The following is a 21298-nucleotide window of genomic DNA, read 5'->3' as shown; positions in this document are numbered from 1 at the left end:
GCCTCGGTCTTGCCGTCGGAGAACAGCTTGTAGGTGGCCGCGTCGTCGAGCGCGATGTCCTCGAAGCGAAAATTCTCCTGCCCCTGGTGCCGGCCGACGATGAACTCGCGGGCAATCTCCAGGATCGTCAATGTCGCGAGCCCCAGGAAGTCGAACTTGACCAGGCCGGCCGCCTCCACGTCGTCCTTGTCGTACTGGCTCACCGCCGAATCGCTGCCCGGCTGCTGGTACAGCGGCGTGAAATCGGTCAGCTTGCCCGGCGCGATCAGCACGCCGCCGGCGTGCATGCCGACGTTGCGCGTCATGCCCTCGAGCTTCTGCGCCAGCGCCAGCAGCGTCTTGACGTCGTCCTCTTTTTCCAGCCGCTCGGCCAGCACCGGCTCCTGCTTGATGGCGTCGGCGATGGTGATGTGCTGGCCCGGCTTGTTGGGGATCAGCTTGCTGATGCCGTCGCAGAAGGTGTAGCTCATGTCCAGCACCCGGCCGACGTCGCGGATCGCCGCGCGCGCAGCCATGGTGCCGAAAGTGGCGATCTGGCTGACCGCCTCCTTGCCGTACTTGTCCTTGACGTAATCGATCACCAGGTTGCGGTTGGTCTGGCAGAAGTCGATGTCGAAGTCGGGCATCGACACCCGCTCCGGATTGAGGAAGCGCTCGAACAGCAGGTTGTATTGCAGCGGGTCGAGGTCGGTGATCTTGAGCGAGTAAGCGACCAGGGAGCCGGCGCCAGAGCCCCGGCCCGGTCCCACCGGGCAGCCGTTGTTCTTGGCCCAGTTGATGAAGTCGCCCACGATCAGGAAGTAACCCGGAAAGCCCATCTTCAGGATCGTGTTGATCTCGAACTCGAGCCGTTCCACGTAACGCGGCAGCTCCTTCGCTCGCTGCGCCGGGTCAGGATACAGGCGCAGCATCCGCTCGGTCAGCCCGTCGTGCGACGCGACGCGGAAATACTCCTCGATCGGCATCGCGTCCGGGGTCGGGAAGGCCGGCAGCCGCGGCTTGCCAAGCTCCAGCACCAGGTTGCAGCGACGCGCGATCTCCAGCGTGTTGGCGATCGCGCTCGGCACGTCGACGAACAGCTGCTCCATCTGCGCGGCGGACTTGAAGGACTGCTCGCGCGTGAATCTGCGCACCCGGCGCTGGTTGCCGAGGATCTCGCCCTCGGCGATGCACACGCGCGCTTCGTGCGCCTCGTAATCGTCTGGCCTGGTGAACTGCACCGGATGGGTCGCGACCACCGGCAATCCCGTCCGGGCGGCCAGCTGCACCGCGGCCGCGACGTGCGGTTCGTCGTCGGGGCGGCCGGCACGCTGCAGCTCGATGTAGAAGCGGTGCGGGAAGATCGATGCCAGCTCCAGCGCCACCTCGCCGGCGCGCTGCTCGTCGCCCTGCACCAGCGCCTGGCCGACCGGGCCGGCTTGCGCGCCGGACAGCGCGATCAGGCCTTCCCCCAGTTCCCGCAGCCACTCGGGCTTGCAGACCGCCTGGTTCTTCACCGCATTGCGGGTCCAGGCCCGCGACAGCAGCTCGCACAGGTTCAGGTAGCCCTGGCGGTTCTGCACCAGCAGCACCATGCGCGAGAGCACCGTGGGGTCCTTCGACAGGCCCTGCATCATGATCTCGGCGCCGACCAGCGGCTTGACCCCGGCCGAGCGCGCTTCCTTGTAGAACTTGATGCCACCGAACAGATTGTTCAGGTCGGTGATTGCCAGCGCCGGCTGGCCGTCGGCCGCGGCGGTCTTGACGGTTTCGTCGATCCGGTTGGTGCCGTCGACGACGGAAAATTCGGTGTGCAGGCGCAGGTGGACAAACATGCGCCATTTTACGGGCGGGCCCGGCGCTTATAGCGGCTGACTCCCGCCTGGTCGCCACGGGGCCGCGCTGCCGCTGCTGGCCGCCGTGCTGGCTTCGGTGGTCGCGGACTGGCTCTGGTACCTGGCCGGCCGCGTCTACGGCTACCGCGTGCTGTCGGCCCTGTGCCGGTTGTCGATCAACCCCGGCTCCTGTGTCACGCAGACCGAGCCGCGCTTCCTGCGCTGGGGCGTGTGGTCACTGGTCGTCGCCGAGTTCGTGCCCGGATTTTCGACCGTGGCGCCGCCCATCGCCGGTTCGCTGCGCATGCCGCTTCCGAGCTTCCTCGCAGCAGCGGCAATCGGCGCCGGGCTCTGGGCCGGGGCGCCCTGCTGGTTACTGCGGGACATTGCGCCTCCTTGCCAGAGGCCAGACTAGCAGGGCCGCAGGCGGGCGGCAACTTCCGCCACACGCCGGCCGAAACCGCGCGCGGTTTCGAGGTCGCCCGGAAGCATGTCGGCCACCGAAGCATCCGACGGCGACTGGGCGATCGCACCGCTGTACGAACCGAGATAGTTGACGTCGTTGCGCGTCGCAGCCTTGCTGCTGCTCGGCAGGACGCCCAGGCCGACCCAGATACCGCCGTGCTGCATCGCCAGCGTGAACATGTAGTTGAGCGTGGAAAACTTGTCGCCGTTCATCGCCGCGCTGTTGGTGAAGCCGGCGAACAGCTTGTCCTTCCAGTCCTGGCTGAACCAGGGCTTGGAGGAGGCGTCGGCGAACTTCTTGAACTGCCAACTCACGCTGCCCATGTAGGTCGGCGGGCCGAACACGATCGTGTCGGCCGCGGCCAGTTGCTCCCATCCACCCGCCGGCAGGTTGCCTTCGGCGTCGATGGCCAGCAGGGTGCCGCCGCTGCCGGCAGCCACCGCTTCGGCGACCTTTTGGGTGTGGCCGTAGCCGCTGTGATAAACGATGACGATCTGCTTGCGCATGAACTGCTCCAGTTGAAAACGATGAAAACTTATCTGGCGAGGTCGAAAACGATGACTTCGGCGCCATGGCCTTGTTCGATCACGAGCCGCGATTCGCCATCGAGCTTGGCGGCGTCGCCCGCCTGCAGCGTCTGGCCGTTGATGCTGGCTTGCCCGCGCACCAGGTGCACGTAGCCCAGGCGCTGCGGATCGAGCGCGAGTTCGGCGCGCTCGGCGCCATCGAACAGGCCGGCGTGCATCGACGCATCGGCATGGATCGTCACCGAGCCGTCACGGCCGTCGGGCGAGGCCACCAGACGCAGTCGGCCACGCTTTTCGGCGTCGGCAAAAGCCTTCTGTTCGTAGCCGGGGGTGATGCCCTGGGCGTTGGGCAGCAGCCAGATTTGCAGGAAGTGCGTGGTCTTGTCGGGCGCTTGGTTGGATTCGCTGTGCGAAATGCCGCTGCCCGCGCTCATGCGCTGCACCTCGCCGGGAACGATCGTGGCGCCGTTGCCGATGCTGTCCTTGTGGCCTATCGCGCCGTCGAGCACGTAGCTGACGATTTCCATGTCGCGGTGGCTGTGGGTGCCGAAGCCGGTGCCGGCAGCGATGCGGTCTTCGTTGATCACGCGCAGGTTGCCCACGCCCATGCGCTCGGGGTGGTAGTAGTCGGCGAACGAGAAGCTGTGATATGAGTTGAGCCAGCCGTGGTCGGCGTGGCCGCGTTCAGAAGATTTGCGAATCGAGATCATGGTGTTGGCCCTTTCCAGCCTTTGAATTTAGACCTCGGCGGGCGGCCCGAGAACCGCTCTTGGTTGAAGCCTTCGTTCAAATAAGATGAACGCATGCTCAACGCCCGCAACGTTCTCACCCCCGAAGCCCTGGCGATGATGGACGTCATTGCGCGCACCGGCAGCTTTGCCGCAGCCGCCCGCGAGCTGGGCAAGGTGCCGTCGGCCCTCACCTACAACGTGCGCCAGCTCGAAGACGCGCTCGACGTGTTGCTGTTCGACCGCCGCTCGCGCCAGGCCAAGCTCACCGCCGCGGGCGAAGAGCTGCTCAACGAAGGTCGCCGGCTGCTGGAGCAGGTGGACGCCGTGGCCAACCGCGTCAAACGTGTGGCCACGGGCTGGGAAACGCAGCTCACGGTAGCGGCCGACGGCGCCATTTCGCGGGTCACGCTGTTCGAGCTGTGCGAAGCCTTCTACGTCTTGAAGCCCGAGGGTGGCGACCCGGGCCGCAGCGGGCCCGGTACGCGCCTGCGCCTGCGCAGCGAGATCATGGCGGGCACCTGGGAGGCACTGGTCAGCGGCCAGGCCGATTTGGCCATCGGCGTGGGCAGCGATCTGACGCCACCCGCCGGCATACAGATGCAGACACTGGGCGCCATACCCTTCGTGTTCGCCGTGGCGCCCCACCACCCGCTGGCAGCCGCCAACGAAGCCATCAGCGACGCCGAGCTGATGCGCCACCGCGCCGTGGCCGTGGCCGATTCGGCGCAGCGCTTTGCACCGCTCACGGTCAACCTGCAACCTGGGCAAGACGTACTGACCGTGGCCACCATGCCCGCCAAGATCGAAGCCCTGCTGCGTTGCATGGGCTGCGGCTTCATCCCCGAGCCCATGGTGCGCGAGCACCTTGCGGCCGGCCATCTGGTGGCCAAGGCCGTGCAACGCCCACCGCTCAACGCCCGAATGAGCTATGCATGGCGCAGCGCGCCCGCCGGCAGCACCAGCCGCAAACCGCAGCTCGGCCTGGCCCTGCGCTGGTGGCTGGCTCAACTGGAGAGCGCTGCCACGCGCAAGGCCTTGCTTGAGCGGCATGGCAGCCGCATTCCACTGGGCGGCTGATGGCGGGCTACCGTGGCCGCTTCGCGCCTTCACCCACCGGTGCGCTGCACGCCGGCTCGCTGGTGGCCGCGCTGGCAAGCTGGCTCGATGCCCGCGCGCATGGCGGGGTGTGGCTGGTGCGCATGGAAGATGTGGACACGCCGCGCTGCGTGCCCGGTGCCGACGCACAGATCCTGTCACAGCTCGCGGCCTGCGGCCTGCTCCCGGACGAACCACCCCAGTGGCAATCGCAACGCGGCGCGCTGTATCAGGTCGCTCTGGATCAGTTGACAGAGGGCCATCACGCCTACCCTTGTGGCTGTTCGCGCAGTGACATCGCTGAAGCGCTGGCGAGCGCGGGCCGCAGCAAACCGCGACATGGCGAGCTGGCGTACCCGGGCACTTGCCGGCACGGTTTGAAGGGGAAGCCTGCACGCGCGTGGCGCATGCTCACCGGCGATGACGATGACGCCGAGGTGCTCATCGATTGGCACGATCGCCGGCTCGGCCCGCAGCATCAAAACCTCACGCAAGCCGTGGGCGACTTTGTGCTGAGACGCGCAGACGGGCTGTGGAGCTACCAACTCGCGGTGGTGGTTGACGATGCCGCACAAGGGATCACCCACGTCGTGCGCGGGGAAGACCTGACCGACAACACGCCACGGCAAATTCACCTGCAGCGCCTGTTGGGCCTGCCCACTCCGGTGTACCTGCATGCGCCGCTGGTGTTGGGTGCCAACGGCGAAAAGCTTTCAAAGCAAAACGGTGCGCTGAGCCTGGACACCAGCGCGCCGCTCATCGCCCTGCGCCGTGCCGCACAGGCCCTGGGCCTGCCCGACATCGGCACCGCGGCGGCCACCTTGCCTGACTGGCTGGCCGAAGCGGTAACGGCCTGGCGCGTTCAGCGCGCCGAGCGCAGCGAATCGACCCAGCCCACGTAGCGGTCGACCCAGGTTTGCAAAAACTTTCGCGTGCCGTCGTTGCTGACGTTGCCTGCATCGTCGATCAGGCCCTCAGAAAAATGGATGAAGGCTTCTGGCTGGCCCAGGGTCGGTACATCGAGATAAGCCAGCACGTTGCGCAAATGCTGCTGCGCCATCGCGGTGCCGATGGCGCCGACCGAGGCGCCAATCACGCCAGCAGGCTTACGCGCAAATGAGTTCTTGCCGTAGGGGCGCGATGCCGAGTCGATCGCATTCTTGAGCACGCCAGGAATCGAGCGGTTGTATTCCGGGGTAACGAAGAGCAGCGCATCGGCCGCTTCGATCTCGCGCTTGAGGCGCGCCACCGGCTCGGGCGGGTTGGCATCGCGATCCTGCACATAGAGCGGCAAGTCGCCGATCACGAGGTGCTCGAAGCTCAGCCGCGACGGAGCGAGTTTCGCCAGCGCGAGGGCAAGCTTGCGGTTGATCGAATCCTTGCGCAGGCTGCCCACCAGCACCGCCACCTTGAGTTGATCGCTCATGAAAACCCCTCTCAAAGCGGGTCACTGTAGGCCTGGCCTGGCACCTCCTTGCGAATGGCGATCTTTGCCCGCGCTGCTGCGCTGGTCTCTCGCGTTGCCCGCGTGCGGGTAGCATCGTCGCCTTTACAAACCATTCAGGTGACACCATGCAAACCACCGCCTCCGGCCTCCAGTACGAAGACACCACACCCGGCACCGGCGCTGAAGCCCAGGCCGGCCAGCACGTGACCGTGCACTACACGGGCTGGCTCTACAACGAAGGCGTCAAGGGCACCAAGTTCGACAGCAGCAAAGACCGCGGCGACCCGTTCGACTTCGGCTTGGGCGCAGGCATGGTCATCAAGGGCTGGGACGAAGGCGTGCAAGGCATGAAGGTTGGCGGCACGCGCCTGCTCGTCATCCCACCCGCGCTTGGTTATGGTGCACGCGGCGCCGGCGGCGCGATACCGCCCAACGCGACGTTGATGTTCGAGGTCGAGTTGCTCGGCGTCTGACAACACCGTCCACCCGCCACCTACAGACATCAGATGATCTGCGACACACACTGTGTGCCAACCACGAGATCGCGCACACCATGTCTGTACGGTACGACATCACCCACACCACGACCTACCGCTACGCCAAGCCAGTGACCTTCGGCGAGCACCGGGTGATGTTTCGCCCGCGCGAGAGCCACGACTTGCGGGTGCTCGCCACCGACCTGGTGGTGAGCCCCGAAGCGCTGGTGCGCATGATCCAAGACCCGCACTCCAACTCTGTGGCGCTGGTGCAGCCGCAGGGTGAAGCGACCGAGCTGAAGATCGTCTGCTCATTCACGATTGAGCATGCGCACAGCAACAACCTCGAATTGCCGCTGTCGCCAACGGCAGAGTTTTTCCCGTTTGCCTACTCGGTGGACGAGCGCTTCGATCTCGAGCACTACCTGCGCCCGCATTACGACGACGCCGAAGGCAAGCTCACGGCCTGGGCGCGCCAGTTCATCCGCGACGACGGCCCCACCGGCACGCGCGACCTGCTGGTGCAGATGAACCAGTACATCCGCGACGAGCTCAACTACGCGGCACGCGACGACGAAGGCACCCAAAGCCCTCTCATCACACTGGCGCTCGGCAGCGGCAGCTGCCGTGACTTCGCGTTGCTGATGATGGAAGCAGCGAGACGCCTGGGCGTGGCGACGCGCTTTGTCTCAGGCTACCTGTACGACCCCACCCTGGACGAAGACACTGCCGATGGCGAGCCCGGCGTGGTCGGCGCAGGTTCCACGCATGCCTGGCTGCAGGCCTACCTGCCGGGTGCGGGTTGGGTGCCGTTCGATCCGACCAACAACTTGCTGGGCGGGTACCACCTGGTGCGGGTGGGGGTGTCGCGCGACCCGCGGCAGGCTGCCCCCATCTCTGGCAGCTGGTACGGCGAGGCCGATGCGTATCTTGGGCTGCAAGTCGACGTGCGCGTCAAGCGCATTTGAATTCAAACGCCTGAGACGAACAAAAAAAGGGCTCGCAATGCGAGCCCTTTTTCACAACGGCGTGAGCCGATCAGCGGCTGAAACCACCTGGGCGTGGGCGCTGCGGCTTGCTGAAGCCGCCCTTGGCCGGCGCGCCGGCCGGCTTGCGCGGAGCGAAGCCACCGGCGTTGCGGTCTATGGGTGCGCGGTCGAAAGCACCACCACTGCGCGGCGCCTGATGCCCACTGGGAACGAACACGCTGTTGTGGCGGTCGTTCGGGCGATCAGTGCTGAAGCGATTGTGCGGCGCGCTGTCACGGTCAATCGGTGCGCGATCACGGTCAAACGGTGCACGGTCACGCGGCGGGAAGCCTTCGCCGGCACGCTGATGAGCGGGTTTGCCGAAGGGCTTGTTGTGACCAAAGCTCTTGCTCGGGCCCGGCGGACGGCCTTGGCCGAAAGGCTTGGCGCCACCGCCAAACTTGCTGTCAGCACGCGGGGCAAACATGCGCGGCTCGGGGCTCTTGGGCTCCAGGCCAACGATGGTCGCGACCGGAATATTTTGCGTGGTGAACTGCTGGATGCGGCGGATCATGCCGCTGTCCATACGCTCAGCCAGCGTCACAGCCAAACCATTGCGGCCGGCACGGCCAGTGCGGCCGATGCGGTGCACATAGTCTTCGGCCTTCATCGGCAAGCCGTAATTGATCACGTGGCTGATGCTCGGCACGTCAATGCCGCGGGCAGCCACGTCGGTGGCAACCAACACCTTAAGCTGCTTGTTGCGCAGGCCTTGCAGCACGCGGGTTCGGCGGCCTTGCGGCATGCCGCCGTGCAAAGAAGCCACAGCGTGGCCCATGTCGGCCAAGCGGTCGGCGAGCCAGTCAGCGTCACGCTGGGTGCTGGTGAACACCACGGCCTGCTCCATTTCCTTGCCGGTCAAGATGTGGTCGAGCAAGGCGTCTTTGTGATGCTTGTTGTCGGCCCAGTGCAGGCGCTGCTCGATGTTTTCGTGGGTGTCGGTTTGCGAGGCCACGTCGATGCGCAGCGGGTCGCGCAGCAGGTCTTGCGCCAGGCGGCCCACGTGGCCACCGAAGGTTGCGCTGAACATCACCGTCTGGTGATCTTGCGGCAGGTTGTCGACGATGTGGCGGATGTCATCAATGAACCCCATGTCGAGCATGCGGTCGGCTTCGTCGAGCACCAGCATCTCGACGCTGTCGAGAATCGCCTTGCCCGATTGCATGTGGTCCATCAGGCGGCCAGGGGTCGCGATCAGGATGTCGAGCGGGCCGCGCAGCGCCTTCAGCTGGGCGCCGTAAGGCACGCCGCCGACGACGGTGGTGACGCGAAGGCCTTGCACATGGCGGCCGTAGGTCACGGCAGCCTTGTCGACTTGCATGGCCAGTTCACGTGTGGGAGCCAGCACCAAGATGCGCGGGCCGTAGACCACGCCCTTTTCACGGCGCTTGGTGTTGTCGCCGCGGGCCGCGAGGATGCGTTGCAGCGCAGGCAACACGAAGGAAGCGGTCTTGCCGCTGCCGGTGCTGGCCGAGACCATCAGGTCCTTGCCTTCCAGCGCGGGCGGAATAGCCTGCGATTGCACTTCGGTGGCGGTGGTGTAACCCGAATCGGTCACGGCGCGGAGCAGGGCTTCTTGGAGACCCAGGGTTTCGAAACTCATCGTTTTCTTTCTTCACATGTCGGTGCCTGCACGCCACAGAGGGCACGCAAGGGCACCACAGGCCTATTGCCTGCAGATCAGTCGCTGGGGAGAAGGTCCGAACCCACACCGGCAGCTTGGCGCCAGAGGACAGGTTGCACAGGAACAGTCAAAGCGACGGCATCGCCGCCAACCATTCCCTGGTGCAACACCATGGGGTTCGAACAGGCCGCGCAACTTGCGTTGCGGGAAGACTCGATGAGGTCAGAGGGGATGAACGAAACGCTGCAAAACACTTGCCTTTGCAGCGAAGCCTACGATTCTAGCGGACTTCCGGGTTTCCCCCAAGTCTTTTGTTTACTTGATCAGAAAGTGCTCGCGGTAGTACGCCAGCTCATCGATGGACTCGTGGATGTCGGCCAGCGCCGTGTGTGCCTGCGCTTTCTTGAAGCCGGCCAGAATCTCGGGCTTCCAGCGCTTAGCCAGTTCCTTGAGCGTGCTCACATCAAGGTTGCGGTAGTGAAAAAAGGCTTCCAGCTTGGGCATGTAGTTGGCGAGGAAGCGCCTGTCCTGGCAGATGCTGTTGCCGCACATCGGCGAGGTTTTCTTGGGCACGTAGCGCTTCAGGAACTCGATCACTTGCGCCTCGGCGCTCGCATCGTCAACGGTCGACGCCTTCACACGGTCGATCAGGCCGCTCTTGCCATGCGTACCCTTGTTCCAGGCGTCCATCGCGTCCAATGCGGCATCACTCTGGTGCACCGCAAACACAGGGCCTTCGACGCGCAGCGTGAGGTTGGCATCGGTCACCACCACCGCGATCTCGATGATGCGGTCGGTGTCGGGGTAGAGGCCGGTCATTTCCAGGTCGATCCAGACCAGGTTCTGATCGCTGCTGGCAAGGGTGGTGGTCGAGGCGTCTGTCATGTGTGAGTCTCCTTGCGGGCATTCTCGCAGCCTACACTTGCAGACTATGCAAAGTTCCGCTCTAACCCTGCTGTTTGCCGCAGCCTTGATGGCCTCGCTGCTCGTGAAATTCTGGCTCGCCACACGGCAGATGCGCCATGTGGCCGCGCACCGTGACGCGGTGCCGGCCGCCTTCGCGCAGACCATCACACTCACGGCGCATCAAAAGGCTGCCGACTACACCTTGGCCAAGGGCCGCTTCGGTCTGCTCACGACCGCCTTCGGTTCCGCAGTGCTGCTGGGCTGGACGTTGCTCGGTGGGCTCGACGCGCTGAATGTGCTGGTACGCGACACCATCGAGCCGCGCTTCGGTGGCATGGCATATCAACTTGCATTGCTGGCCGCCTTCACCCTCGTCGGCAGCCTGCTCGACCTGCCCTTCGAGCTCTACAGCACCTTTCGCCTTGAGCAGAAGTTCGGCTTCAACCGCATGACGTGGAAGCTGTACCTGGCTGACATGCTCAAGGGCGCGTTCGTCGGTGCGCTCATCGGCCTGCCCATCGCAGCGCTTATCTTGTGGATCATGGCCGCCACCGGCTCGCTGTGGTGGCTCTGGGCCTGGGGCGCATGGATGGTGTTCAACCTCGCCATCTTGGTGCTGTACCCCACCGTCATCGCCCCCATGTTCAACAAGTTCCAGCCGTTGGCCGACGAGTCGCTCAAGACCCGTGTGCAAACGCTCATGACCCGCTGCGGTTTCCAGGCAAAGGGCTTGTTCGTGATGGACGGCAGCAAGCGCTCGGCCCACGCCAACGCGTATTTCACCGGCATGGGCGCCGCGAAGCGCGTGGTCTTCTTCGACACCCTGCTCTCCAAGCTCACGCCGGGCGAAGTGGAAGCTGTGCTGGCGCATGAGCTCGGCCACTTCAAGCACAAGCACGTGACCAAACGCATCGTCTCGATGTTTGCCATAAGCCTGGCTGGTTTTGCCTTGCTGGGCTGGATCTCGGGCCAAGCCTGGTTCTACACGGCGCTGGGCGTTCAGCCCTCGCTCACCACACCCAACGACGCCCTCGCCTTGCTGCTGTTCTTGATGGTGGTGCCGGTGTTCGGCTTCTTCATCTCGCCGCTTTTTGCGCAGCTGTCGCGCAAGCATGAGTTCCAGGCCGATGCCTACGCATGCGCCCAGTCCAGCGGGCAAGACCTGGCGGCTGCGCTGCTCAAGCTGCATGAAGACAACGCCTCGACGCTGACGCCCGACCCGCTGTACGTGCGCTTCTACTACTCCCACCCGGCGGCCTCGGAGCGGCTGGCTGCCATCAAGATGCAAGCGAGCTGACCATGAGCAATCTGTTGCACCAAAAATGCCAAGCACTGACGGGCGCCCCGATGAGCGAGGTTGTCGTGCGAGACCATCTGGCTCAGGTGAGCGGCTGGCACATGAACAACGGCGCCATTGAGAAGACCTTCTCGTTTAAGAATTACCACGAGACCATGGCCTTCGTGAATGCGCTGGCCTGGATCGCCCACACTGAAGACCACCACCCTGAGCTGGCCGTGAGCTACAACCGCTGCGTGGTGCGCTTCAACACGCACTCGGTGAGTGGCATCTCGATCAACGACTTCATTTGCGCGGCGAAAGCCGACGCCCTGGTGGCCTTTGTCGGCTGAGCTTGACCAGGGTTTCGTGGTGGCAGGCTACGGCCGCCATTACATCGTGGAAACACCCGAAGGCAAGCGCATCACCTGCCACCCGCGGGGCAAGAAGAGCGACTGCGTGGTAGGTGACCGCGTGCGCTGGCAAGCCACCGGAGACGAGGGCGTGATCGAGCATGTGGAGCCGCGCCGCAACTTGCTGTTCCGCCAAGATGAGTGGAAGACAAAGTCGTTCGCTGCCAACCTCGACCAGATCCTGGTGATGGTCGCCAGCGAGCCGGTGTTCAGCGAATCACAGTTGGCGCGCGCGCTGATGGCGGCCGAGAGCGCCGGCATTGCGGCGCGCATTCTGCTCAACAAGGCCGATCTGCCGCAAATCGCAGCGGCCCGTGATCGCCTGAAGCCTTACGCCGCGATGGGCTATGACGTGCAAGAGGTGGCCCTCAAGGCGCGGCCCGATGAAGCACGCGCGCAGTTGCAATCGCTGCTCACGGGCAAGGCAACACTGGTGCTGGGGCCCAGCGGCACCGGCAAGAGCACGCTGATCAACCTTTTGGCGCCCGATGCGAAAGCCCAGGTCGGCGAGATTTCGCAGGCTCTGAACTCGGGCAAGCACACCACCACGACAACGCAGTGGTACTGGCTCGATGCCGAGCGCAAAACGGGTTTGATCGACTCGCCCGGGTTCCAGGAATTCGGCCTTCGCCAGATCACCGCGCAAGAGCTGCCGCGCCTGATGCCCGATCTGGACGAAGCCTCCAAGCTGTGCAAGTTCTACAACTGCACCCATTTGCATGAACCCGGGTGCGGCGTGCGTGCCGCACTCGAAGACGGCAAGATCACCGAGCCGCGTTACCGCATCTATACCGAGATATTCGCCGAGCTTTCGCAGCAGCGGTACTAGCCGATCAGGTTCGCCAAGGACAAGAGCGCCAGCAATAGCATCCAAAGCACCACCGAGCGCCACACCAGGCCCACGATGCTGCGCAAGTGTTCGATCTGCGGCAAGGCGCCAGGTGTTGAACCTTCGGCACCCGCAGTTTCATCGGCGATGCCGCTGTCGAAAGTCTTGGATCGATCCGGCGTCACACCAGGCGCTGCGCTGCCACCCAATTGCACGCAAACAGCACCGGCGGCGGCGGCCAAGATGATGCCCTCGTTGGCATGCTTCCAGAGGCCCGCATCGCGGCGCCAGCAAGTCACGGCTTCTTCGAAGTTGCCCACCACCGCAAAGCCGAAAGCCGTCAACCGCGCGGGCAGATGGTCGATCAACCCGAACAGCCGCTGCGACAGCGCCAGCAGACGCTCGTTGCTGACCACCCCAACGATGCGGCTCTTGAACGCCCAATAACGGCTCGCGAACTCTGCCATGCGGTACAGCACCGCACCGGCTGGGCCAAAGCCCAAGGTCGAGAGCACGACGAACCAGAAGAACACGCCGAATACGTGACGATGCGCAGCCAGCAGGGAATGCTCAATCACATGGCGCAGCAGCTCGGTGCGCGGCAGCTCGCTGGCATCCAGGTGCCGCCATTCGGCCAGCAAGGTGCGGGCGGTAGCCTCGTCACCGCGCTGCAGCGCGTCGCGGATGTCGGTGAAGTAGTGGCTGAACTGGCGAAACCCCATGGTCACGTAGAGCACGGCCACGTTCCACGCCAGCGCGCCCAGCACGCTGAAACGGCCGATGGCGAGGTAGATCACCCAGGCCACCAGCGCAGGCACCAGGGCCGTGACGCCCCACACGACCCAGGCGTGATGATCCTTGCCCGCGTCGAAGTTGCGGCCCGTCCAACGCATCCAGCCCGTGAGGGCGTCGTGGACGAAGTTGCTGCGGGGCAACGGCTTGAGCTGCTCGATCAGCAGCGCGAACAAGACGGCGAAAAAGCTCATGTGCCGCGATGATAACGGCGGGCTCTCGCCATGAAATCACGCCACCAGAAAGCGATACAGATTGCGCAACATGGCTGCTGTAGCCCCCCAGACGAAGTAGCGCCGCGGCTGGCCCGATGAATCAATGCCGGTCCAAGGCATCGAGAGGAATTCACGCTTCACACCGTTCATTTCGACCGCATGCCAGCGGTGGTTGGCGGGGTTCATCAAGAAGGCCAAGGGCACTTCGAACACCTCGGCCACCTCGAAGGGGTCGATGCGCAGATCGAAACCCGCCTGCACCAGCCCAACCACCGGGGTGACGATAAACCCGGTGCCAGTGGTGTAAGTGGGCAATTGGCCGATCACGTCAACGAGCCCCGGCGCCAAGCCGATCTCTTCTCGCGCTTCGCGCAAGGCCGTGGCCACGGCATCAGCATCTTCAGGCTCGGCCCGCCCGCCAGGAAAGCTCACCTGCCCCGGGTGGTCGGTGAGGTGGTCGGTGCGCTGGGTGAACAGCACGGCCAAGCCCTCGTCGCGCTGTACCAGCGTCACCAGCACTGAAGCGTGGGTCGCCTTGCGCTCCAGAAACTGGCGTTCGACAGAAATTTCCGGCGCCCAGGCGGGCGGATGAGTAAAGCGCCTGCGCAGGGCCTCGGCGCGGAGTTCATCGAGCGCGACAGCGGGCAGGTGGCCATCGACCGAAGCCACTGGCAGTTCTTGGGGGTCGAAACTCAGCGCCATAAGGAGATTGGAAACGAAGAAGCCGCCCTAAAAAGGCGGCTTCTTGCTGAGAGGAGCTGTGATTAAACCAGCTTCTCTTTGATTCGAGCCGACTTGCCCGAGCGCTCACGCAGGTAGTACAGCTTGGCGCGGCGCACATCACCGCGACGCTTGACTTCGATCTTCGAGATCAACGGGCTGTACAGCTGGAACGTACGCTCGACGCCTTCGCCGCTGGAAATCTTGCGGACGATGAAGCTGGAGTTGAGACTCCGGTTGCGCTTGGCAATCACCACGCCTTCGTAAGCCTGGACTCGCTTGCGCGTGCCTTCGACCACGTTGACGCTGACGATCACCGTGTCGCCAGGGGCGAATGGGGGAATGGTCTTGTTGAGGCGAGCAATTTCTTCATGCTCAAGGGTTTGGATCAGGTTCACAGGCTTTCTCCTTGTGATCGTGCCAGCGCGGGTGTTGATTGTGTTGGGCCAAGTGCTGGGACGTGGCCACTCCGGTGCAGAGGATCGAAAAGCTTTTGATTATAGCCCGAGTGAGAGCAGGTACTTCTCATCGGCTTTGCTGAGGCCTCCTCGGGTACGCAAGGCCTCGATCAAGTCGGGGCGGCGGCGGGCAGTTAGAGAGAGCGACTGCTCGCGGCGCCAGCGTGCAATGTCAGCGTGGTGGCCTGACAGCAGCACCGCCGGAACTGGCAATTCACCTTCAGGCGTGGTCAACACCTCGGGCCGGCTGAAATGCGGGCAATCGAGCAAACCATCGGAAAAACTGTCTTGCTGGTGCGATTGCGCATCACCCAGCACGCCATCTTGCAGGCGAGCCATGGCATCCAGCAGGGCCAGGGCGGGCAACTCACCCCCCGAGAGCACGAAATCGCCCAGGCTCAGCTCCATGTTGACGTGGCGGTCGATGAAGCGCTGGTCTATGCCTTCGTAGCGCCCGCAAAGCAACACTGCCCCGGGGCCTTGCGCAAACTCGTTCACGAGCGATTGGTCGATTCGCCGTCCGGTGGGCGAGAAATGCACCACGGGGGCAGAGTCAGCGCGCGCCATGCGGATGGCTTGCAAGGCACGCTCCAGCGGCTCGGCCAGCATCACCATGCCAGGGCCACCGCCGTAGGGCCGGTCATCGACTCGGCGGTAGTTGTTGTCGGCAAAGTCGCGCAGCGGCCACAGCTTCACGTCGACCTGGCCCGATTCGAAAGCTCGGCGCGTGATGCCCTGCGTCAGGTGCGGCGCAAACAACTCGGGGAACAGCGTAATGACGTCGAAGCGCATGGGCCAGCGCGGGGTCAGTAATCCAGACCCCAATCAACGGTGATGCGCTTCTCGGCCAGGTTCACGTCGTCGACATAGGCGGAGACAAAAGGCACCAGCCGTTCTTCGGCTATGGGCTCTGCGGGCTGGATGCGCAGCACGCTGTGCGGGCCGGTGTCGAGTAAGCCGATGACCGTGCCCAGCGCCTCGCCTTGCCGGTTGAGCACAGAGAGGCCGATCAAATCAACCCAGTAGTACTCGTCGGCATCAGCCGTCGGGAAGCTTGAACGGGCCACAAAGAGGCGTGCACCGCGCAAGGCCTCGGCAGCCGTGCGGTCGCCGACCTCTTGCACCTGAGCCACGACGCCATCGCCATGTTCTTTGGCTTCCGTCACCTTGAGCAGGCGGGGGAATGATGCAGCCGGCTTGGTGCCGAACTGCCGTATGTCTGCTTCTTCCGGTGGCTTGACGAGCCAGCGTTTGGTAGAAAACAGGGCCTGAGGGTCTGATGCAAAAGGCTGGACTTTGATCCAGCCTTTCACGCCCCAGGCGTCAACCACGCGACCGACTTCAATTGCATCCTCGGGCCAGGCCGGGTCAGCTGACCCAGCAACCGAGAACGCATCGGCCACGGTGGATGTCAGGCTGCAGCCTTGGCTTGCGCCACCAGGCGAGCCACCGTTGGCGACAGCTGAGCACCGTTGCCGGCCCAGAAGTCGACGCGATCAAAGGCCACGCGCAGCGGCTGCTCAGCACCCGAAGCTACCGGGTTGTAGAACCCGACGCGCTCGATGAACCGGCCATCGCGGCGGTTGCGAGAATCGGCAACCACGATGTTGTAAAACGGACGCCTTTTGGCGCCACCACGTGCAAGTCGGATCACGACCATGTTGTTTCCTTGAATCTTGAAAACATCCACTGCACCAGGAGACACTCAGGGCGAGCAGATCAAAAGGGACAAGAGCCTGAAGCCCCTGCCAGGGGTTCGATGTCGTAGATACGCCGGCTTGCGGCCGACCGTCACCGAAACCGCGCATTGTAAACGCAAGTGCTACTCTGCGGCCACATGAGCGCCTACAAATCAAAAACCCTGGCCACCTGGATCGCCCTGATCGGCGGCGGACTGGGCCTGCACCGCTTCTACCTCTACGGCCCACGCGACGTCTGGGGCTGGCTCTGGCCGCTGCCCACGCTCCTGGGCGCTTACGGAGTGGAACGCGTGGTGAAGCTGGGGCAAGACGACCAGCTGGCGTGGCTTCTGCTGCCCCTGCTGGGGCTGGCCCTGTCTTCGGCCATGCTGGCGGCCATCGTCTACGGCCTGATGCCCGACGAGAAATGGAACGCCCGCTACAACCCCGAGGGTCGGACGCACCAGGCCGGCTGGGCGGTCATTTTTGGCGTGATCCTTTCGCTGCTGGTCGGTGCCACGGTGCTGATGACAACCATCGCTTTCAGCGGCCAGCGCTACTTCGAGCATCAGATCGAAGAAGGCCGGAAGATCAGCCAGTGATCACGCAAAGAACGAGAAGCTGAGCCAGTAGGAAATGCCAGCCACGAAGGCCGAGGCCGGGATGGTGAAGATCCACGCCCAGACAATGTTGCCCGCAGTGCCCCAACGCACCGCCGAGGCCCGGCGCACCGAGCCCACGCCGACGATGGCGCCGGTAATGGTATGGGTGGTCGACACCGGCACACCCAGCGCCGTCGCGAGGAACAGCGTCATCGCGCCTCCCGTTTCGGCGCAGAAGCCACCCACGGGCTTGAGCTTCGTGATCTTCTGCCCCATCGTTTTGACGATGCGCCAGCCACCAAACATGGTGCCCAGGCCGATGGCGAGATAGCAACTCCAGATCGTCCACGCGGGCGGCAACTTGTCGCCGGCAGCGGAATAGCCTGTTGCGATCAGCAGCATCCAGATGATGCCGATGGTCTTCTGCGCGTCGTTGCCGCCGTGCCCCAGGCTGTAGAGGCCGGCCGAAACGAGCTGCAAGCGGCGAAACCAGTTGTCCACACGCAGCGGTGAACTCTTGCGACATATCCATGCCACGGCCACCATCAGCAGCGAGCCGAGCGTGAAGCCGAGCAGCGGAGACACGAAGATGAAAGCCACCACCTTCAACACCCCGCTGCCGATCAGCGCGCTTACACCTGCTTTGGCGATCACCGCGCCGCAGATGCCGCCAATCAACGCATGCGACGAGCTAGACGGGATGCCGTACCACCAGGTGATCACGTTCCAGGTGATCGCGCCGATGAGCGCACCAAACACCACATGGTGGTCGACGATGCCAGGCTGCACGATGCCCTTGCCCACCGTGGCCGCTACGTTGAGGTGAAACACCAGAATCGCCAGCACGTTGAAGAAGGCCGCAAAGAGCACCGCCTGCTGCGGCTTGAGCACGCCGGTGGAGACGACGGTGGCGATTGAATTGGCCGCGTCGTGAAAACCGTTCATGAAGTCGAAGACGATCGCCAACGCGACCAGCATCGCGACCACCCAGAACGCTACCTGGATCGTTTGCATCCGCAGCTCCGGGGTATGGTCAGGAATTCTCGAGGACAACGCCCTCGATCAAGTTGGCCACATCTTCGCAACGGTCTGAGATGGACTCGAGCTGCTCGTAGATGGCCTTGAGCTTGATCAGCTCGCGCACGTCTTTCTCTTCACGAAACAGCTTGGACATGGCCGAGCGCATCACGCGGTCGGCATCGCTCTCGAGCCTGTCGATTTCTTCACAGGTCTTGATGGCCGCTTCGGCCGCATCGGTCTGATTGAGCCTGGGCAGCAACGACACCGCATGCTGCACGCGCTCGCAGCACTTGGCGCTCAGGTCGCCCAGGCGCAGCACCTCTTCGGTCATGGCGCGCACGTCGTAGAGCTGCATGGTTTCGGTGGCGTCTTGCAAGAGGTCGACGATGTCGTCCATGGCGTTGATCAGGCCATGAATCTGCTCACGGTCGATGGGCGTGATGAAGGTCTTGTGCAGCAGGCGATTGACCTCGGCGGTGACCTTGTCAGCCGCACGCTCGGCGGCCACGACTTCACCGGCATGCTTCTCTCGCAGATCGAGATCGGCGTAGTTTTCGATCATCAGAATGAAGGCGCGTGCACCCTCGACGATGAAGTTCGCATGCTGGTTGAAAAGCTCGAAGAAATTGCCTTCTCGCGGCAGAAGCTTGCCAAACAGCATGGTGGGTTCTCCAGGGAATTTCAGGTGCGATGGCGGCTGGTTGCCGCACTGTCACGGTTCTGTCACAAAACGACAAGGCGCGAGTGTAGCGCCGGCGTTTCAGCCGGGCTCGGTTGGAGACAGGTCAAACACCGCACGCTGGCCCTCGAAGCTCGACAGGGCGCTAACCAAGGCCTGAAAGTCTTGCGTTCGCTCCACCGGGTTGAAGTGCTCGCTGTTGACCACCATCAGCGGCGCAGCGTCGAAAGCCTGGAAGTAATCGGCATAGGCGTCGCAGAGCTTTTGCAGATAGGCCGGTTCGATGCGCTGCTCCATCGCAATGCCGCGCTGGCGTATGCGCTGCGTGAGCGTGGCGGGCGTGGCCTGCAGCCAGATGACAAGGTCGGGCTGGGGCAACTGTTGCGCCACCTGTGCGTACATCTGGTTGTAGAGGTGGTACTCCTCGTCGCTGAGGTTCATGCGGGCAAAGATCGCGTCTTTGGCAAGCATGAAATCACTCACCACCGCCTGCGAAAACATGCCCGGCTGCGCCAGCTCGCGCACCTGGCGCATGCGCTGAAACAAGAAGAACACCTGGGTCTGGAAGGCGTAGCCCGGCGCGTCGGCGTAGAAGCGCTCGAGGTAGGGGTTTTCGTCGGCACGCTCCAGCATCAGCTCGGCGCCCATGTGCGCGGCCAAGCGGCGCGCAAGAGAGCTCTTGCCCGCGCCGATGGGCCCTTCGATGGCGACATGGCGAAAGCGCGAAAGCGGGTGAGGCATACCTTGCGTCATCGACCGCGGGGTGGAATACAGCGCGCGCAGCGGGCCGCCAAGTCGCAGTCCAAGTCAGTCACCCATGGCGGCGTAGACGAGGTTGCGAAATAGTGCGCGCACCTCGTCGCGCTGGCCGGGCGCCTGCACCATCAGCACGCCGTACATCTCTTCCTTCGGATCGATGAAGAAGGTGGTGCCAGCCATGCCACCCCAAAAGTACAGACCTTCGGAGCCCGCTACCGGGGAAATACCGGTCTGCAGGCGCACCGCAAAGCCCAGTCCGAAGCCATGACCCACAGACAACAGGTCACTCATGCTGGGCAACCCACCCAAGTGGTCGCTGGTCATCAGCTCGACCGTCTTGCGGCTGAGCAGGCGATTGCCGTCGAGCACACCACCGTTGAGCATCATCTGACAAAAGCGCGCGTAGTCGGCGGTGGTGGAGACGAGGCCGCCACCACCCATGTCCATGCCCACCGGCTCCAGCACGTCCAGCAGGTGCACGTCAGCGCCGCTGTCCGGGTCTTTCGCGTAGGGCGCGGCAATGCGGTCATGCTCAGAGGCCGGAACGTGGAAGCCGGTGTCGACCATCCCAAGCGGCGCAAAGATGCGCTCTTGGAAAAAATCCCGCAGCGGCTGGCCGGAAACGACCTCAACCACGCGCCCCAACACATCGGTGGCGCGGCTGTAGTCCCACACCGTACCCGGCTGGTACATGAGCGGCAATGTGGCCAGCGCCTTGGAGAATTCCTCATTGGTCCAGTCGCGGCGGTAGATCTTGGCCTGCAAATAGAGCTTGCGAACGGGCGCCTCGGCGAGGATCTCGTAGGTCAGCCCCGAGGTGTGGCGCAGCAGGTCTTGCACCGTCATGGCGCGCACAGTGGGCACATGATCGATCTGCCCATCGTCGCGCACCACACCCACCGGGGCGCCCTTGAACTCTGGCAGGTACTTGGCGACCGGGTCGGTCAGGAAGAGCTTGCCTTCGTCGAACAGCATCATCGCGGCCACCGACACAATCGGCTTGGTCATGGAATAGATGCGAAAGATCGTATCCAGGCGCATGGCATCTTGCGCCGCCGGATCGCGCTGCCCCAGGGCTTCGAAGTAGGCCAGCTTGCCGCGCCGCACGACCATCGCCACCACGCCGGGCAGGCGCTTCTTCGCGATCTGTTCGTTCATTGCAGAAGTCAAGCGAGCCAAGCCGGCACGGCTGAAGCCCACGGATTCGGGTGTTGCGGCGCGCTCAGGCATGCGGGTCTGGGTCATGGTGTCTCCTGTTTTTGAATTCGTTGCCCGGCCACAGCGGCCAGAAGCTCTTGCAGTGTGCCGCGTCCGGGGATCACCAGGCTTGCGGGTGCCACGTCGGCCAGAGGTACGAGCACGAAGGCTCGCTCATGCATGCGGGGATGGGGCACGGTGAGCGTGAGGGAAGCAATGTGCGCGCCACCATACAGCAGCAAATCGAGGTCTAGCGTGCGCGGGGCGTTGCGGTATGAGCGCTCACGCCCAAGCAAGGCTTCGATGCCTTGCAGGTGCGAGAACAGATCGTCAGCCGACAGATCGGTTCGAAGCGCGGCAACGGCATTCAGGTAGTCGGGCCCGTCGGCATCGATGGGGGCCGTTCGATAGAACGCCGAAACCTGTTGCAGCTGTGTGCCCGGCATTGCCGACAAAGACTGCACTGCGGCCAAAAGCGCCGAGGCGGCGTCGCCGAGATTGGCACCCAGCCCCACATAGGCCTGCTGTGGGGCGGCTGTCACCGC

The 21298-nt window shown here is 63.9% G+C and carries 26 protein-coding genes; 9 read left to right on the top strand and 17 right to left on the bottom strand.

The genetic code is table 11. The features are described 5' to 3' along the window. Nucleotides 1-1814, bottom strand: a 1814-nt coding sequence (gene dnaE / locus AC30QB_RS08795; RefSeq protein WP_489545829.1) for a DNA polymerase III subunit alpha, incomplete at its 3' end; no start/stop codon positions are given. A gap of 85 nt (nt 1815-1899) precedes the next feature. Between dnaE and AC30QB_RS08790 the strand changes: the two genes are divergently transcribed. Beyond that, entirely contained in the window at nt 1900-2229 is a 330-nt protein-coding gene (locus tag AC30QB_RS08790) for a DedA family protein (protein ID WP_489545828.1), read from the top strand. Here AC30QB_RS08790 and AC30QB_RS08785 read toward each other — a convergent pair. After that, nucleotides 2226-2786, bottom strand: coding sequence for a flavodoxin family protein (locus AC30QB_RS08785; RefSeq protein WP_489545827.1), 561 nt, complete (start codon nt 2784-2786; stop codon nt 2226-2228). The genes AC30QB_RS08790 and AC30QB_RS08785 overlap by 4 nt on opposite strands. A 29-nt stretch (nt 2787-2815) precedes the next feature. Continuing rightward, complete coding sequence (locus AC30QB_RS08780; protein WP_489545826.1) at nt 2816-3517, bottom strand: pirin family protein; 702 nt, start codon at nt 3515-3517, stop codon at nt 2816-2818. 93 nt (nt 3518-3610) lie between these two features. On the opposite strand from AC30QB_RS08780, the gene AC30QB_RS08775 reads away from it, so the two are divergent. After that, a complete protein-coding gene (locus AC30QB_RS08775) occupies nt 3611-4615 on the top strand; it encodes a LysR family transcriptional regulator (RefSeq protein ID WP_489545825.1) in 1005 nt (334 codons plus the stop codon). Continuing rightward, nucleotides 4615-5535, top strand: coding sequence for a tRNA glutamyl-Q(34) synthetase GluQRS (gluQRS, locus tag AC30QB_RS08770; protein WP_489545824.1), 921 nt, complete (start codon nt 4615-4617; stop codon nt 5533-5535). Before AC30QB_RS08775 ends, gluQRS begins: the two co-directional genes overlap by 1 nt. Here the strand turns inward: gluQRS and AC30QB_RS08765 are convergent. Then, a complete protein-coding gene (locus tag AC30QB_RS08765; RefSeq protein ID WP_489545823.1) occupies nt 5496-6059 on the bottom strand; it encodes an NADPH-dependent FMN reductase in 564 nt (187 codons plus the stop codon). The genes gluQRS and AC30QB_RS08765 overlap by 40 nt on opposite strands. A 146-nt stretch (nt 6060-6205) precedes the next feature. Between AC30QB_RS08765 and AC30QB_RS08760 the strand changes: the two genes are divergently transcribed. Continuing rightward, entirely contained in the window at nt 6206-6553 is a 348-nt protein-coding gene (locus AC30QB_RS08760) for an FKBP-type peptidyl-prolyl cis-trans isomerase (RefSeq protein WP_489545822.1), read from the top strand. Nucleotides 6554-6633: 80 nt separating this feature from the next. Further along, on the top strand, nt 6634-7524 hold the full coding sequence (locus AC30QB_RS08755; protein ID WP_489545821.1) for a transglutaminase family protein: 891 nt from the start codon (nt 6634-6636) through the stop codon (nt 7522-7524). 70 nt (nt 7525-7594) lie between these two features. Here the strand turns inward: AC30QB_RS08755 and AC30QB_RS08750 are convergent, their stop codons facing one another. Then, the gene (locus AC30QB_RS08750) at nt 7595-9187 is read right to left on the bottom strand and encodes a DEAD/DEAH box helicase (RefSeq protein WP_489545820.1); all 1593 of its coding nucleotides are present in this window, start codon (nt 9185-9187) and stop codon (nt 7595-7597) included. 336 nt (nt 9188-9523) lie between these two features. Continuing rightward, a complete protein-coding gene (gene orn / locus AC30QB_RS08745; protein ID WP_489545819.1) occupies nt 9524-10093 on the bottom strand; it encodes an oligoribonuclease in 570 nt (189 codons plus the stop codon). A 46-nt stretch (nt 10094-10139) separates the two neighbouring features. Between orn and AC30QB_RS08740 the strand changes: the two genes are divergently transcribed. From AC30QB_RS08740 to rsgA, 3 genes are read left to right on the top strand one after another with little or no spacing between them, the layout of a single operon-like run. After that, nucleotides 10140-11411, top strand: a complete 1272-nt coding sequence (locus AC30QB_RS08740) for a M48 family metallopeptidase (RefSeq protein ID WP_489545818.1) — start codon at nt 10140-10142, stop codon at nt 11409-11411. Nucleotides 11412-11413: 2 nt separating this feature from the next. Next, nucleotides 11414-11743: a 4a-hydroxytetrahydrobiopterin dehydratase gene (locus AC30QB_RS08735; RefSeq protein WP_489545817.1), complete on the top strand. Its 330-nt coding sequence runs from the start codon at nt 11414-11416 to the stop codon at nt 11741-11743. Beyond that, nucleotides 11733-12632 carry a ribosome small subunit-dependent GTPase A gene (gene rsgA, locus AC30QB_RS08730; protein ID WP_489545816.1) on the top strand — a complete coding sequence of 300 codons (900 nt, stop codon included), beginning with the start codon at nt 11733-11735 and terminating at the stop codon, nt 12630-12632. The genes AC30QB_RS08735 and rsgA overlap by 11 nt, the downstream gene beginning before the upstream one ends. Here rsgA and AC30QB_RS08725 read toward each other — a convergent pair. The 6 genes from AC30QB_RS08725 to rpsP form a co-directional block, all read right to left on the bottom strand. Next, nucleotides 12629-13618 (bottom strand): CobD/CbiB family protein, encoded by a 990-nt coding sequence (locus AC30QB_RS08725; RefSeq protein WP_489545815.1) that lies wholly within the window; start codon nt 13616-13618, stop codon nt 12629-12631. The two genes, rsgA and AC30QB_RS08725, sit on opposite strands and share 4 nt — an antisense overlap. Nucleotides 13619-13654: 36 nt before the next feature. After that, complete coding sequence (locus AC30QB_RS08720; RefSeq protein ID WP_489545814.1) at nt 13655-14341, bottom strand: CoA pyrophosphatase; 687 nt, start codon at nt 14339-14341, stop codon at nt 13655-13657. Nucleotides 14342-14403: 62 nt separating this feature from the next. Then, a complete protein-coding gene (gene rplS / locus AC30QB_RS08715) occupies nt 14404-14757 on the bottom strand; it encodes a 50S ribosomal protein L19 (RefSeq protein WP_489545813.1) in 354 nt (117 codons plus the stop codon). 99 nt (nt 14758-14856) lie between these two features. Beyond that, the gene (gene trmD, locus AC30QB_RS08710) at nt 14857-15609 is read right to left on the bottom strand and encodes a tRNA (guanosine(37)-N1)-methyltransferase TrmD (protein WP_489545812.1); all 753 of its coding nucleotides are present in this window, start codon (nt 15607-15609) and stop codon (nt 14857-14859) included. Nucleotides 15610-15623: 14 nt separating this feature from the next. After that, nucleotides 15624-16148, bottom strand: a complete 525-nt coding sequence (rimM, locus tag AC30QB_RS08705; RefSeq protein WP_489545811.1) for a ribosome maturation factor RimM — start codon at nt 16146-16148, stop codon at nt 15624-15626. Nucleotides 16149-16228: 80 nt separating this feature from the next. Next, nucleotides 16229-16477, bottom strand: coding sequence for a 30S ribosomal protein S16 (gene rpsP, locus AC30QB_RS08700; RefSeq protein ID WP_489545810.1), 249 nt, complete (start codon nt 16475-16477; stop codon nt 16229-16231). Nucleotides 16478-16654: 177 nt separating this feature from the next. Here rpsP and AC30QB_RS08695 point away from each other — a divergent pair, with 177 nt between their 5' ends. Then, nucleotides 16655-17098, top strand: a complete 444-nt coding sequence (locus AC30QB_RS08695; RefSeq protein ID WP_489545809.1) for a TM2 domain-containing protein — start codon at nt 16655-16657, stop codon at nt 17096-17098. Here AC30QB_RS08695 and AC30QB_RS08690 read toward each other — a convergent pair whose 3' ends face one another. From AC30QB_RS08690 to folK, 5 genes are all read right to left on the bottom strand, one after another. Beyond that, the gene (locus AC30QB_RS08690) at nt 17099-18112 is read right to left on the bottom strand and encodes an inorganic phosphate transporter (protein ID WP_489545808.1); all 1014 of its coding nucleotides are present in this window, start codon (nt 18110-18112) and stop codon (nt 17099-17101) included. A 19-nt stretch (nt 18113-18131) separates the two neighbouring features. Continuing rightward, nucleotides 18132-18779: a DUF47 domain-containing protein gene (locus AC30QB_RS08685; protein WP_489545807.1), complete on the bottom strand. Its 648-nt coding sequence runs from the start codon at nt 18777-18779 to the stop codon at nt 18132-18134. A 99-nt stretch (nt 18780-18878) separates the two neighbouring features. After that, on the bottom strand, nt 18879-19538 hold the full coding sequence (locus tag AC30QB_RS08680; protein WP_489545806.1) for a deoxynucleoside kinase: 660 nt from the start codon (nt 19536-19538) through the stop codon (nt 18879-18881). Nucleotides 19539-19604: 66 nt separating this feature from the next. Beyond that, nucleotides 19605-20801, bottom strand: a complete 1197-nt coding sequence (locus AC30QB_RS08675; RefSeq protein WP_489545805.1) for a serine hydrolase domain-containing protein — start codon at nt 20799-20801, stop codon at nt 19605-19607. Next, entirely contained in the window at nt 20798-21295 is a 498-nt protein-coding gene (gene folK, locus AC30QB_RS08670; protein ID WP_489545804.1) for a 2-amino-4-hydroxy-6-hydroxymethyldihydropteridine diphosphokinase, read from the bottom strand. The genes AC30QB_RS08675 and folK overlap by 4 nt, the downstream gene beginning before the upstream one ends. Nucleotides 21296-21298: the final 3 nt, after the last annotated feature.

The organism is Rhizobacter sp., from assembly GCF_046595475.1.
Lineage (GTDB): Bacteria > Pseudomonadota > Gammaproteobacteria > Burkholderiales > Burkholderiaceae_C > Rhizobacter.
Note: the sequence above shows the minus strand (reverse complement) of the source record. Positions and strands in the feature narration are given on the sequence as shown.